Genomic DNA, 13,621 nt, shown 5'->3' with positions numbered 1-13,621 from the left:
AGCACCATGAATATTGTAATAGTAGGAGGAGGATTTGCCGGTGTAAACCTGGCGCTGGACCTTGCAAAGAGTGAGAAATTTGAGGTAACACTGGTGGACAAGAACAACTACAACTTCTTTCCGCCGCTGATATACCAGGTCGCTACGGCATTCCTGGAACCATCGAGTATCAGTTACCCGTTCCGAAAACTCTTTTCGGGAAAAGAAAACCTTCATTTCCGGTTAGGGGAGTTACAAAGGGTGGTGCCCGGAGAGAACAAGATCATCCTGCATAATGGCGAGCTCGCCTACGATATCCTGGTGTTTGCGACAGGCGCAGAAACGAATTTCTTCGGGATGGAGAACGTGAAGCGTAATGCGACGCCGATGAAAACGCTCGAAGACGCGATCAGTATGCGGAACAAGCTGCTGATGCAAATGGAGCAGGCTACGCTTAGCACCGACCCGGCGGAGATCAAGAAGCTGCTGACGGTCGTGATCGCGGGCGGCGGGCCTACGGGCGTGGAGATTTCCGGTATGTTTGCCGAAATGCGTAACGGCATTCTTCGAAAAGAATATCCTGAACTGGCCGGGAAAGGCAGCGAAATATACCTGGTCGACGGCAGCGAGGCGTTACTTTCGCCCATGAGCAAGGCATCGCAGGAGGATACTTACAGAGATCTGAGCAAACTCGGCGTGAAAATCCGCCTCAATACCCATGTCTCCGATTTTGTCGACGACAAAGTGTACTTCTCCGAAGGCGACAGTATCGACGCCAAAACGCTCATCTGGGCGGCCGGGGTTACTGGCAGGATTTTCGAAGGCATTCCCGCGGAAGCTTACGGGCGGGGGCGCAGGCTGCTCGTGGACGCATACAACAAAGTCAACAGTACCTATAATATCTACGCGATCGGCGACTGCTGCCTGCAAACAACCGACGAGGGTTTCCCGAACGGGCACCCGCAGGTAGCGCAGGTAGCGATCCAGCAAGGCAAGAACCTGGCGCGCAACTTCGAGCTAATCGCCGAGCATCAGCCGCTGCATGCATTTAAATACAATGACAAAGGCTCGATGGCCATTATCGGCCGTGCCAAAGCCGTGGTGGACCTGCCTTCGCCGAAAGTGCATTTCAAAGGCGTGATCGCGTGGCTGGCGTGGCTTTTCATACACCTCATATCGCTGATCAACCATCGTAATCGCATGAAAACGCTTTACAACTGGATGATCGCCTATTTCACCAAAGATCAGTCCCTGCGAATGATCATCAAGCCTTCGGTAACGCAGGAAAAGGTCGAATCGGTTTAATGGAACCGTAATTCAACGTTTATCGTTGGCAGTTTGACAAAAAACACTGAATTTTAATAACCGAAAGCCATCAGTGCATTCATTCAGTGTGCAAAAAACCAAATAATGGAACCGATCACAATTGATGTAACTCAAAACACACCATACGGTCTCCAGAAACTTGACTCATCCATTTCTTTCCGGAGCTTCATCAGCTTTCTGGAAAGTAATATCGATCAGGAAGAAACGGTCAAAAAGACATTTTTCTCGCTGGTTCTTGACAAACTGAAAGCCAATCCGGCGTTAGGCCGGGACATTCCGCTCTCGGAAGTCACCAACTACAAGGAGGAACTGAGTTTGATCTATGGCATGCTCATGCCGCCTATCGCCAACGAAAAGGAAGTTTTCTGGGCGTTGAGTGCTCCCGTCAGCCCTGTTGTTTTTTACGGCACGTCGGGTTTTTATAGCCTGCTTTTCCAGCAGGATGGCAATATGAGGTGCGACCTCATCGAAGACCGCGGGGTCAACCACAAGCAGAAAATGCAGATGCTCTATTCCTTCATCCTGGAAAAGCTCTACCATTTTCCGCCGCTGCACCACCCGGATATGATCATTACTTTGAAGGACGATGAGTCGGGCCTGCAAAAGTATTACCGGGTGCATATCGACAACCGTTTTTGCGAAGTATATGCGAAAGGCAGCCTTCCCGAGCTCGATCTCGATTCGCTGCGTACCGATTTACAGGAGAATTTTGATATAAATGTATTCAACACGCTGCTCCCGCACAGCCTCTTCCATTTTGAAGGCTTTTCGGTGATCACGCTGAACGACGTTACGGCCGAGCACGCCGTCGAAAATATCAAGAATACCATCCTTGACCGTGCCTCGTACGATCCCAAAACCTATTTCAATTACGTGGCCGGCGCACTGAAAATGCTGGTCCAAAATTCCAACATCGATTTCGGCTTGATGGCGGTTCTGCGCGTCAATAACAAACTCGTTTTCGACCGGGGCAATGTACTTTTCAGCAAGCTGATGAGCGCCGCCACGGAAAATGATATGGCAGAGCAGACGTACCTGGAAATGGCTACCCAGTATTTTGAGTCACCCAAAACGCTGCTATTGCGCAACCTGGGCGCGGAAGACCCTAAAAAGCAGGACTTCATCCGCATTCTTCAAAATGACGGGGTAGAGGCTTACGCGTTGACTCCCGTTTACCACGATAACAAGGTGGTAGGCGTGCTGGAAGTGTATTCCAAAGAGCAGAAATCGATCGATGAACGCCTGCTCGCGAAGCTGGACATCGCATTGCCGTGGATCGCGCAGATGATGACCAATTACATCGACGAGTTCAATTTGCAGATCGACAATGTGATCCGCGACAAGTTTACCTCGCTGCAACCCGCCGTGCAATGGCGTTTCCGCGAAACCGCCTGGCATTACATCCGCGATAAGGCGCTTAACCCGCAGAATGCGGAAATAGAAGGTATCCAGTTCCGGAACGTGTACCCGCTCTACGGCGCGATCGACATCCGGAATTCTACTCTTGAAAGAAATGCAGCCCTTCGGGAAGACCTCCGACTTCAATTCAACGTATTGATAGAAACCTTTACCGTTCTTAAACAAAAACTCGGGTTCGGGCTGGCCGACGAGATGATCTTCAAATGCCGGAAATGGATCGCGGAGATCACCGACGAAAGCACGGATAACGACGAAATGAAGATCCGGGATTTCCTGGAAAATGAAGCGCACCCTTTCTTGCAGCATTTCAAGGAGGAAAGCCTGAAAATGTTCGGCTCCGGCGCGATGGACCCCGGGGAGCTGGTATTGCGTAACCGCATCGACCAGTATTTCGAGATGATCGACGAGGACCACGGCTCGGCATTTGCCAACCGCCGTGAGCTGGAAGCGTCGATGCAGGCGATCAACTCGTCGGTCAACCTTTACCTCGATCTGTTCCGGAACGAAATCCAGGAGTCATACCCGTGCTACTTCGAGAAATTCCGCACGGACGGGATCGAATACGACATTTACATTGGCCAGTCCATTGAACCGGAAAAGCGTTTCAGCGAACTTTACCTGAAAAATATCCGCCTGTGGCAGCTGACGACGATGGCCGCGATTGCCCGGATCACGCATTCGCTGATACCGCAATTGGAAAAGCCGCTGGAAACGACGCAACTGATTTTCATCAACTCGGGTAGCATCGATATCAGCTTTCGGGACGACGAACGACGGTTCGACGTCGAAGGCGCCTACAATATCCGGTACCAGGTGATCAAGAAGCGGATCGACAAGGTGCATGTGAAAGGAACGGGCGAGCGGCTTACCCAGCCGGGCAAGATCGCGCTCGTGTATTTCAACAGCAAATCCGCCGAAGAATATGTGGGTTATATCCGGTATTTGCAGGAAAAAAATACTTTATTGGATGACCTGGAATTCTTCGATCTCGAAGACTTGCAGGGGGTTACAGGCCTCAAAGCGCTTCGCGTGGGCGTGAACCTGGAATCGGACTGGAATTAACGAAGCATTATAACTGAACGTTCTATGAATTATAACCATCGGCTCGACAAGGTTAAGCATCACGTCCACCATTTTTTCGGTACCAAGGCGCTGGCGCAGCTCAGTTACCATAACCTCGTTCACACCGAGTCGGTGGTGGCCAACGCCGTCAAAATCGCTAACCATTACCGGTTGGAGGATAAGGAGACTTTTATCGTCGTAACGGCCGCCTGGTTTCATGATACGGGTTACAGCACCGGCGAGGCGGCAGGCCATGAAAAGCGCGGAGCTGAAATGGCGGCCGAATTTTTGCGCTCGGAAGAGGTGGAGGAAGAGGTGATTGCAGAAGTGAAAGGATGCATTCTGGCGACAGTATGGCCGCAAAAGCCGACCAATTTTCTCCAACAGGTGGTTTGCGACGCCGATTTGTACCATTTGGGTACGCCGGAGTTCAGTGATTGGAACAAATTGGTGCGAAAAGAAGCCGAGCAGCGGCTGGGAAGGAAAATCGACAAGGCCGAATGGCGCAGAAGCACGATCAAACTCCTGGAAAATCACGAGTACCAGACCGATTACTGCCGCGACCTGCTGGACAAGCAAAAGAAAAAGAACCTCGAAAAATTGAAGCAGAAGCTGCTCGAAGATGTGCTGGAAGCTTCGCAGCAAGCGGTTGAAGAGAAAGACGATAGCCTGAAAGCGATGGAAACGTCTGCTGCGGATCCGCTGCCGGTGATCCGGCATAAAGAAGAAAAAACATTCATTCCCGAAATAGCCGAAGGCAAGAAAAAAAAGGACGAGCGGCCGGACAAGGGCATCGAAACCATGTTCCGGATCAGTTCCAACAACCACCAGCGCCTGAGCGATATGGCTGATAACAAGGCGCATATCATGATCACCACCACCTCGATTATCATTTCGGTGCTCCTGAGCGTGCTCGTGCGCAAGCTGGAAGACAATGCATACCTGATATTACCGACCATGATGCTGCTTACGGTGTGTATGGTCACGATGGTTTTCTCGATCCTTTCCACGCGCCCCACGATCCCGGCCGGAACATTCACCCAGCACGATATCGATGCCAAAAGTGTAAACCTGTTGTTTTTCGGGAATTTCTACCGGATGTCGTTCGACGAGTATTCCAAAGGGATGCAGACGATGATGAACGACCGGGATTTTCTGTATGGGAGCCTTACGAAAGATGTTTATTCACAGGGAGTTGTGCTCGGTAGGAAATACCGGCTGTTGCGGGTGGCCTATAATGTATTCATGTTTGGCATCGTCATCTCCGTGGTGGCCTTTGTGATCGCCTCCATTTTCTTCGAACACTGATCCGCAGTCTTATGGAAGCGTTCCGTTATTTCAACCGGGATATCAGCTGGCTTTCCTTCAACGAAAGAGTATTGATGGAAGCCGCGAACGAAGCCGTCCCGTTGATGGAACGGATCCGGTTTTTGTCGATCTATTCGTCCAACCTCGATGAGTTTTACCGGGTGCGGATGCCTTACCTGCAAAAGAACGCGATGCAGGATGCGGCCAATAATGCGTTCCTGGAAGCAGAGGCCACGGTGAACCGGCAGCAGGAAGAATTCGGCCGCATTCTCGGAAAGTCGGTGATTCCGGCACTGGCACGGCTGGGGTTTCATTTTTTGTATAAAGAACCCATTTCCGAACAGATTGCCGCATTTGCCCGCCACTATTTTTATACCCAGATAGCGGGTTTTTTGCAGCCCGTTTACCTGAACGACAAAACGTCCTTCTTCCCCGAAAATAACCAGATTTACATTGTCGTAGTGCTGCAACTTCCGGGCGACAAGGAGAAAATAGCGCTGGTGAATATTCCTGTACCCCAGCTCGACCGGTTTGTGAAAATCAAGCAGCCCGATGGGGAATACATTATTTTTCTGGAAGACCTGATCCGCTGTAATCTGTCGATCCTGTTCCCGGATGCGCTGGATATCAAAGCATTCAATGTCAAAGTCACCCGTGATGCGGAGCTGGATCTGCTTGATGAAGACGGCGAGGACGTAGCCGATCAGGTTGAAAAGCAGTTGAACAAACGCGACTTCGGTCTGGCGACGCGGTTGCTGTACGAGCCCGGTTTGTCGTTGCGGCATTTGCAATACATTGTGAATGTGTTTGACCTGAAAAAGGCATCGCTCGTGGAAGGCGGGCGGTATCATAACCTGAAAGATCTGTCGTCGCTACCTGTGGCTTCCCCGGCGATTTCCTACCCGGCCTGGCCCGCGGCACAACATCTGGAAGGGTTTGAAGAACCGGAAACACTATTCGAGGCATTGACCCGTCGTGATCTGATGGTGCACGCGCCTTACCAGACTTATGATACCATTCTCCGGTTTTTTAACGAAGCAGCGATTGATCGTTCGGTGCAGGAGATTTACACGACCATGTACCGCGTCGCGTACGATTCTAAAATTGCCCACGCATTGATTACCGCGGCCAAAAACGTGAAGAAGGTGACGGTACTCGTCGAGCTGAAAGCGCGGTTCGATGAAGCGAACAATATCCGTTGGGCAAAAAAGATGAAGTCGGCCGGGGTGAAGATCATCCACAGCGTCAATGCATTGAAAGTCCATGCGAAACTGGCATTGGTGAAGCGGAAGCACGAAACGCATTCCCACCTGGGGCTGCTCGCCACGGGTAACCTCAACGAGGGTACTGCCCGCTTCTATACCGACCATATCCTGCTCACTGCCCATCCGGCCATGTTGAAAGAGGCTGAGCAGCTGTTTGGTTTTTTAAGCAAAAAGAAAAAGCCGGAGAAGATCGACGTGATGCGCTTCGAGCATTTGCTGGTAGCCCAGTTTAATCTTCAAACCCGGTTCATCGAACTGATTGACAGGGAAATAGCGCATGCCCGAAATGGCTTGCCCGCAGGTATTACCATTAAACTCAATAACCTGGAAGAGGAAGTCCTGATCAACAAATTGTATGAGGCTTCGAATGCAGGCATTCCCGTAAACCTGATCGTGCGGAGCATTTGCAGGCTCGTGCCGGGCGTTCAGGGGCAGAGCGAGAACATCCGCATCAAACGGATTGTGGACCGCTACCTCGAACACGGACGTGTTTTTATTTTCCATAACAACGGCCGGCCGGAGGTATTCATGGGCTCGGCCGACTGGATGAACCGCAACATTTACCGCCGGATCGAAGTTTGCTTTCCGATTTACCACGAGGATTTGAAAAAGCAGCTTATCGATATCCTCGCCCTGCAATGGGACGATACCGTACAGGCCGTGTGGATCGATGAGAGACTGCATAATGCGCCCGTTACGACCCTTCCCGGGGGTGTGCGCTCGCAGGAGGCCATTTACCGGTACCTGGCAAGAGCTGTTGAGAATTTTAAAAAGACATTCTGATGAAAAAACAATACGGACCGGTACTGGCGGCTGTGGCATTGCTGGGCCTGCTCGCAGCCGGCTGCAATTCGACGCAAAAAGAGACGGAGATTTTCCGTGAATACGATCTGAATCAACCCGAGAAATTTAATCTGCCCGAAAGCCTTTTCGAAGTTTCGGGCATTGCATTCGATAAGGGGCAGAGCGACACGATTTACGCGATCCAGGATGAGGATGGCAAGTTATTCAGACTGGCCTGGGACGTGCCGAAGCAGCAGCATGCCAAATTCGGAAAAAAAGGGGATTATGAAGATGTTTCGATCATCAACGACCGCGCTTACGTCCTGAAAAGCAACGGCACCATTTACACATTTCCGATGGCCGAGGCAGTTTTCGAGGAGCCCGAGGGGGTATCAGAAGTGAAAGGTATCTTACCCAAAGGTGAATATGAAGGGATGTACGGCGACGAGGGGACGGGTGAGCTGTTTGTGATTTGCAAGAATTGCGCCGACGATAACTCCAAGAACAGCGTTTCCGGCTACATCCTGAAAACCGGACCTGATTCGGTGATAGCGGAGTCGGGCAAATTTGCGATCAATGTGGACGAGATCAAAGCGATTACCGGGAAGGTGGCGCGCGGTTTCAGACCGTCGGGTATTGCGCGGAACCCGATCACGAAGGAATGGTATATTATTTCGGCCGTAAACAAGCTGATGGTGGTGACCGATCGGCAGTGGCGGGTAAAGGACGCCCATCATCTGAACAGCAATATGTTTATCCAGCCGGAAGGCATTGCATTCGACAATGCGGGCAACCTTTATATTTCCAATGAGGGCGACGACCTTTTTAGCGGGAATGTGCTCAAATTCAGAAAATCGGGCCAATAGGGCCTTTGCTGACATCCTATGAATAGATATTTACTCCGTTTACTTACGTTAGGGACAGTTGTGGCAGGTGTATCGGCCTGTGCAACCTATAAAACCCGTTTTTCAAAGGAAGGTGCGCAATGGCAGTCGGCGTCGCCCGATCCTGCATTGGAACTGAAACATACCATGTACCTCGTGGGCGACGCGGGTAACGATGCAGCCGAAAACAGGGCCCCCGTTTTGGAATACCTCAAAACGAAACTCGGTACCGAGTCGAAAAACAGCTCCATATTGTTTCTGGGCGACAATATCTACGAGTCGGGCATGCCGCCATCGGAAGATTCGGCAGCGAGGAAAGTGGCCGAATTCCGCATTAACTCCCAGCTCGAAACCCTCGAAAATTTCAAAGGCCATCCTATTTTCCTGCCTGGTAACCATGATTGGCGCGGCTGGGGCGTGAAGGGTTTGAAACGGCAGGAAAAATACGTCCAGAAACACATCAACGAAGCCCGCGGAAAGAAAGACAAGGACGATTACGAGGATTATTTCCTGCCATTGAACGGGTGCTCTGGCCCGGAAGTGGTGGAGCTGAACGACAATGTAGTGATCATCGTCGCCGATTCGCAATGGTGGCTTACCGACTGGGACCGCGACCAGAAGATCAACGACGGTTGCGAGATCAGGAACCGCGAACAGTTCCGGTTTGTGTGGGAGAACGTGGTGCGTAAATACCGTAACAAGCACGTCGTGATTGCAATGCACCACCCGCCTTACACCTATGGCCCGCACGGAGGAAGGTTCACTATCAAGCAGCACATTTTTCCGCTCACCGAACTGAACCCGAAATTGTACATTCCGTTGCCGGTACTCGGTAGCCTCAGCGCATTGTTCCGTGCGACGATCGGTTCGCGGCAGGATGTGGCCAACAAGCATTATAAAGATCTGCGCACGGCGGTACTCGCAGGCGCGAAGAAGAACGGCAAGTTTATTTTTGCCAGCGGGCATGAGCATGCACTGGAATTTATCGAAAATGACGGACAGGAGTTTATCGTGAGCGGAAGCGGCTCTAAGGTCAGCCCGGTCAGTCTTGGGAAAGGCTCCCTGTTTTCTTCTTCCAAACTCGGATTTTCGACATTGAGCTTCTATGCGGGCGGCGAAACCTGGGCGAAGTTCTGGGAAGTGACGCCCGACGGCAAGGATGCCAAACTGGTTTTTCAGCACAAAGTGAAGGATAAACAGCAGATCGAAATACCGGATTCGACCATCGCATTTACGGAATACAACCAGCATGCCGATTCGACCACCAAATTCATTGTCAGTAATGAGGTAAAACCGATCGGAAAAATCCATAAAGCCATGCTTGGAGAGCATTACCGGCCCTTGTACCTGCAACAGTACCGTTTTCCGGTGCTTGACCTGGCTACTTACAAAGGCGGTGTGATACCCATCAAGCAAGGGGGCGGTAACCAGACCAACTCGCTGCGCCTCCGCGATGGAGATGGCAGGGAATATGCCATGCGCGGCCTTACCAAGGATGTGAGCCGGTTTCTGCCATTCCCGTTCAACCAGATGATCGCAGCGCAGTACCTGGTGGAAGATAACTTTCTGTCGACAAACCCGTTTGCACCGTTGAATATGCCGGCATTGGCGGGGGCGATCAATGTGTATCATACCAATCCCCGGATGTATTATGTACCGGCCCAACCCGGCCTGGGGACATTCAACAGCATTTTCGGGGGTACGATGAACCTCGTGGAGGAGCGTGCAGACGGCAAGAAATGGAAGAATGCGGATTTCTTCGGAAATCCCGACAAAATCGTGAGCACGCCGGAGCTGGTGGAAGCGTTGCTGGAAAACAGTAAAAACAAAGTCGATGAATCCTGGACGATCCGCACACGTTTGCTCGATTTCGTCGTCGGTGACTGGGACCGCCACGACGACCAGTGGGAATGGGCTTCGACCAAGCAAAAAGATGGAACCATTATTTACCGGCCCATTCCACGCGACCGCGACCAGGCGTTCTCCCGCTACGACGGCTTCCTGACCAACATTGCCCGGCAGACGCTGCCCTTCCTCCGGCAACTGCAAACCTACGGCCCCGAGATTCAGAGTATGAAGTGGACCACCTGGAGTGCCCGCCTTTTCGACCGGACCTTCCTGAATGAGCTAAGCTGGGAGCAATGGGAAGAGCAGGTGAAATACATTCAGAAGAACCTTACCGATGAGGCCATTGAGGCGTCTTTCAAAGACTGGCCGCCGAAGGCACGTGAAATGGTTTCCGCCAAAATGATCGAAGGCCTGAAAGCACGCCGGGCGCATTTGATGGAGATTGCGCGTACGCATTACGAGTTTGTGAGTAAGGAAGTGAATGTGATCGGTACCGAAGAGCAGGAACGCTTCCTGATCGAGCGGATGGATGACGCGCATACGCGTGTGACCGTGTACGAAACAGGAAAGGAAGGCCGGATCAAACATCAGAATTACCAGCGGGTCTTCGACAATGCTGTAACGCACGCTATCAATGTTTACGGAAATGGCGACAACGACGAGTTCATTGTAAAAGGGGATGTACGCAAAGGCGTGAAGCTGCGGCTTATCGGCGGACTGGGCAAGGACGTTTTCGCGGATAGCGCGCGCGTGAGCGGAGGCGGGAAGAAAACACTCGTTTACGACGATTTGAAAAATAATACCATTATTCCGGGCCCTGACACGAAGGACAAGCGCACCAGCCTGTACCGTTTCAATGTGTACGACCGCCGGAGCGCCGACAGCAACTACGATATCACTTTGCCGCTGCCATTGCTGGGTGCCAACCCCGACGACGGTTTTTTCCTGGGCGGAGCGGTGAATGTGACCAAATATGGTTTCAAGAAAGAACCTTATGCCTCGGTACAGAGCATTGGCGGAAGTTTTGCGGTGAGGACACAGGGTTTCAAGGTCAATTATACCGGTGATTTTATCAATGCATTCAAGAAATTCGACTTTTACCTCGATAGCTACTACCGCGGTCCGCGCTATGCATTCAACTATGCAGGATTAGGCAACGAGACAGAACGGCCGGTGGACGATGCCAATTTCTACCGCGTGCGCCAGAGCGCGTTTTATGTGTACCCGGCGCTCAAAAAGCGTTTCGGCGGACATAACGGCTTTATCACGCTGGGGCCGGTATTCGAAGTGAACGATATTCAGGCGACGGGTGGGCGGTATATCACCAGCAGTGAGAACGGCTTGCCGGATGATATTTTCAAAACCAAATATTACAGCGGTGCCAAGTTTACCTTCAATTTCAGCAGCGTCGATAATTTATTCTCCCCACACACCGGTATCCGTTTCAATGCCGCGTTGAACTGGACTGCCGATCTGAAAAGCGACAAAAACTTTACCGGTTTGCGTGCTCAATTTGCCTGGTATACCGCGCTCGACCAGAAGGAAAACCTTATTCTTGCCACTCAGGCCGGCACGGGCGTGAACTTCGGTAAAGGGTTTCAGTTTTTCCAAATGCCTAATATCGGCGGTAAGCTGGGCTTGCGAGGGTATCGTACCGAGCGGTTTTATGGAAAAAGCTCGTTCTGGCACGATACCGACCTGCGTTTGCGTCTTGGCAGCAGCTATAATCCCACATTACCGCTCACGTACGGCATTTTCGGCGGTTTCGATTACGGACGCGTATGGCTGGAAGGCGAATCGTCGGAGAAGTGGCATTACAATTATGGCGGCGGTATCTGGCTCTCGCCAGTCGACGCATTGACTATTGCCGTAGGCGCATTCATTCCGAAAGAGAAAAATGAGGAGAAGCCGCGGATCGCGGTGCAGCTAGGGTTCTGGTTTTGAAATGACGGCCGTCAGTTGTCGGCGGTCGTGGTCGTCAGACCACTATTCCAGCGAATCCCGCAAGGCTTTGGCGCGTTCTTCGAACTGCCTCATGAGGGGCAGGCGATCGGACGCCCATTTTTTCAACTCGGTGTCCTTACCCGAGATCCCTTCGATCTCCATCATATGTACGGCGCGTTCCTGTAATGCTACCATCTGGTTGAGATACAGGGTGTCTAGGCTCATGCCGGTTTGCATGGAAAGGCTATCCAGCTGCTGCTGGCGCTCGTCGGAAAGCGTCGTGGGAAGCTGCACTTTCCGGGCTGCGGCAAGCGTCTGTAATTCCTTTCCGGCCTGGGTGTGGCTGGCCGTCATTTCCTCACCATATTCCTGAATGCTGTGCCGCGTCGTGCGTGACGCAGCTACCTGTCCGGCATTGACCTGGAACAAAGCGTCGTCGGCTGCTCCCAGGATGAACTGCTTATCGAGCTCGCTGATGAGCGACGGATCGGTTTCGTCGTTGTTTTCGCAGCCGGTAAGGGCGAAGAAGAGGATCGTGAATATGAGAAATAAGTATCCGCTCATAAACTTCCTGGTTGTTTTGCAACCAGAGGATAATTATTATGCCAGCGGGATATAACGTTGTAATACTAAATCTATACGGTACCTATTCCCGTGAGGGCTGGAATGAATGCGTACAGAGAAGCAGGAGGAGGGCGTCGGAAAAGAAATTCAAAGCGATTGTCGATAATCCCTCGGACGCGATCGTCCTTTGCGACGATCATGGCTGCTGTGCGGACATTAATGAGGCCACGCGCCGGATACCCGGCTACGAAATCAATGATCTCAGGGTTGTTCGCATCGAGAATCGCTCCCGATACCCGAAGAAATGGACTTCAATGCGGTATGGAAGAACTTCCTCAATGGTGAAATTCTCAACGGTTTGATGAACATCAGGAAGAAGGATGGTACGTTGATAACCGGCAGTTTCAATGGAAAATCCAATATGCAGGGTAATTACAAGTTTGTAAGCGAAAGCCGCCTGCCTATTCTGGGCATTGAGCCCGACTATCTGGTAGGAAAAATGCATTCGAGTGGATCCACCCGAACGACCGGGAAGTTGTACTGGCACTGTTTTTAAAAATCAGGGAACACCGGCAGATCAGGACAGATCCGATCCTCGGCCGACGAGGTGTCCGGCAGATTGTACGCAAAGCAGATAAAGTTCAGAACGATGACGAATGACGCGCTAAAAATCCTTTTGGTAGATGACGACAAGATCATGCTATTCCTTCATGATACTTTTCTCAAAAGGAGCGGGATATTGTGCGATACCGTGCTTTGTTACAATGGACAGGAGGCACTGGATTACCTGGATAGCAACCAAGCGATGGAAACGACATTTCTGGTATTGCTGGACATCAATATGCCGGTCATGAACGGCTGGGAATTTCTGGGAGCGATCGGCGATAAACCCTATTTGTCCAAAGTGCTGATCGTCATGGTGAGTTCGGCGACAGAAGAAAGCGAAAAGTCCCGGGCGATGACATTCGGGCAGGTAATTGATTACCAGCAGAAACCGCTTACCATTGAAACCTGCCGCCGGATCATTGGCTCTGAAAAACTGCGGAGATTTTTCGATAATGTAATACAGGAATAACTGCACGCATTCCTCGGCTCGGCCCTGAGCCGCCCATTATTATCCTCCCGGCTTCGGCTTTTCTTTCCTCTTTTTGGGTATCGCTGTAAAATAATATTTATTAAGTTTATAGTGATATAAACCTATCTTTGAACCCCGCTTGTGCGGTCCAACCTATGCGGTTC

General features: G+C 51.4%; 10 protein-coding genes. 9 read left to right on the top strand and 1 reads right to left on the bottom strand.

The window, feature by feature from the left end; genetic code table 11:
• The first annotated feature begins 6 nt into the window (after nucleotides 1-6).
• The 6 genes from J7619_RS04960 to J7619_RS04935 all read left to right on the top strand — a co-directional run bounded on the left by J7619_RS04960 (nucleotide 7) and on the right by J7619_RS04935 (nucleotide 11,818).
• Nucleotides 7-1,284, top strand: a complete 1,278-nt coding sequence (locus J7619_RS04960) for an NAD(P)/FAD-dependent oxidoreductase (protein ID WP_291194923.1) — start codon at nucleotides 7-9, stop codon at nucleotides 1,282-1,284.
• 105 nt (nucleotides 1,285-1,389) lie between these two features.
• Nucleotides 1,390-3,786, top strand: coding sequence for a GAF domain-containing protein (locus tag J7619_RS04955; RefSeq protein ID WP_291194920.1), 2,397 nt, complete (start codon nucleotides 1,390-1,392; stop codon nucleotides 3,784-3,786).
• A gap of 24 nt (nucleotides 3,787-3,810) precedes the next feature.
• A complete protein-coding gene (locus J7619_RS04950) occupies nucleotides 3,811-5,094 on the top strand; it encodes a Pycsar system effector family protein (protein ID WP_291194917.1) in 1,284 nt (427 codons plus the stop codon).
• 11 nt (nucleotides 5,095-5,105) lie between these two features.
• Nucleotides 5,106-7,142, top strand: a complete 2,037-nt coding sequence (ppk1, locus tag J7619_RS04945) for a polyphosphate kinase 1 (protein WP_291194914.1) — start codon at nucleotides 5,106-5,108, stop codon at nucleotides 7,140-7,142.
• Nucleotides 7,142-8,008, top strand: a complete 867-nt coding sequence (locus J7619_RS04940; RefSeq protein ID WP_291194911.1) for an SdiA-regulated domain-containing protein — start codon at nucleotides 7,142-7,144, stop codon at nucleotides 8,006-8,008. Before ppk1 ends, J7619_RS04940 begins: the two co-directional genes overlap by 1 nt.
• A gap of 18 nt (nucleotides 8,009-8,026) precedes the next feature.
• Nucleotides 8,027-11,818, top strand: a complete 3,792-nt coding sequence (locus J7619_RS04935) for a metallophosphoesterase (RefSeq protein ID WP_291194908.1) — start codon at nucleotides 8,027-8,029, stop codon at nucleotides 11,816-11,818.
• A 42-nt stretch (nucleotides 11,819-11,860) separates the two neighbouring features.
• Here the strand turns inward: J7619_RS04935 and J7619_RS04930 are convergent, their stop codons facing one another.
• On the bottom strand, nucleotides 11,861-12,382 hold the full coding sequence (locus tag J7619_RS04930; protein ID WP_291194905.1) for a DUF4142 domain-containing protein: 522 nt from the start codon (nucleotides 12,380-12,382) through the stop codon (nucleotides 11,861-11,863).
• Between the two features lie 38 nt (nucleotides 12,383-12,420).
• Between J7619_RS04930 and J7619_RS32220 the strand changes: the two genes are divergently transcribed.
• The 3 genes from J7619_RS32220 to J7619_RS04920 all read left to right on the top strand — a co-directional run bounded on the left by J7619_RS32220 (nucleotide 12,421) and on the right by J7619_RS04920 (nucleotide 13,457).
• Nucleotides 12,421-12,744: a PAS domain S-box protein gene (locus tag J7619_RS32220; RefSeq protein WP_409012704.1), complete on the top strand. Its 324-nt coding sequence runs from the start codon at nucleotides 12,421-12,423 to the stop codon at nucleotides 12,742-12,744.
• The gene (locus J7619_RS04925; RefSeq protein WP_291194902.1) at nucleotides 12,687-12,938 is read left to right on the top strand and encodes a hypothetical protein; all 252 of its coding nucleotides are present in this window, start codon (nucleotides 12,687-12,689) and stop codon (nucleotides 12,936-12,938) included. The genes J7619_RS32220 and J7619_RS04925 overlap by 58 nt, the downstream gene beginning before the upstream one ends.
• A gap of 93 nt (nucleotides 12,939-13,031) precedes the next feature.
• Nucleotides 13,032-13,457, top strand: coding sequence for a two-component system response regulator (locus tag J7619_RS04920; RefSeq protein WP_291194899.1), 426 nt, complete (start codon nucleotides 13,032-13,034; stop codon nucleotides 13,455-13,457).
• Nucleotides 13,458-13,621 lie beyond the last annotated feature (164 nt).

Source organism: Dyadobacter sp., assembly GCF_017744695.1.
Taxonomy (GTDB): Bacteria; Bacteroidota; Bacteroidia; order Cytophagales; family Spirosomataceae; genus Dyadobacter.
This window is presented reverse-complemented; position numbering and strand designations above follow the sequence as displayed.

Bases quoted from the DNA above. Each gene is read 5' to 3' on its own strand.
- J7619_RS04960 (WP_291194923.1), top strand. From the start codon at position 7: ATGAATATTGTAATAGTAGGAGGAGGATTTGCCGGTGTAAACCTGGCG.
- J7619_RS32220 (WP_409012704.1), top strand. From the start codon at position 12,421: ATGCCAGCGGGATATAACGTTGTAATACTAAATCTATACGGTACCTAT.
- J7619_RS04940 (WP_291194911.1), top strand. From the start codon at position 7,142: ATGAAAAAACAATACGGACCGGTACTGGCGGCTGTGGCATTGCTGGGC.
- J7619_RS04925 (WP_291194902.1), top strand. From the start codon at position 12,687: ATGGACTTCAATGCGGTATGGAAGAACTTCCTCAATGGTGAAATTCTC.
- J7619_RS04930 (WP_291194905.1), bottom strand. From the start codon at position 12,382: ATGAGCGGATACTTATTTCTCATATTCACGATCCTCTTCTTCGCCCTT.
- J7619_RS04950 (WP_291194917.1), top strand. From the start codon at position 3,811: ATGAATTATAACCATCGGCTCGACAAGGTTAAGCATCACGTCCACCAT.
- ppk1 (WP_291194914.1), top strand. From the start codon at position 5,106: ATGGAAGCGTTCCGTTATTTCAACCGGGATATCAGCTGGCTTTCCTTC.
- J7619_RS04955 (WP_291194920.1), top strand. From the start codon at position 1,390: ATGGAACCGATCACAATTGATGTAACTCAAAACACACCATACGGTCTC.
- J7619_RS04920 (WP_291194899.1), top strand. From the start codon at position 13,032: ATGACGAATGACGCGCTAAAAATCCTTTTGGTAGATGACGACAAGATC.
- J7619_RS04935 (WP_291194908.1), top strand. From the start codon at position 8,027: ATGAATAGATATTTACTCCGTTTACTTACGTTAGGGACAGTTGTGGCA.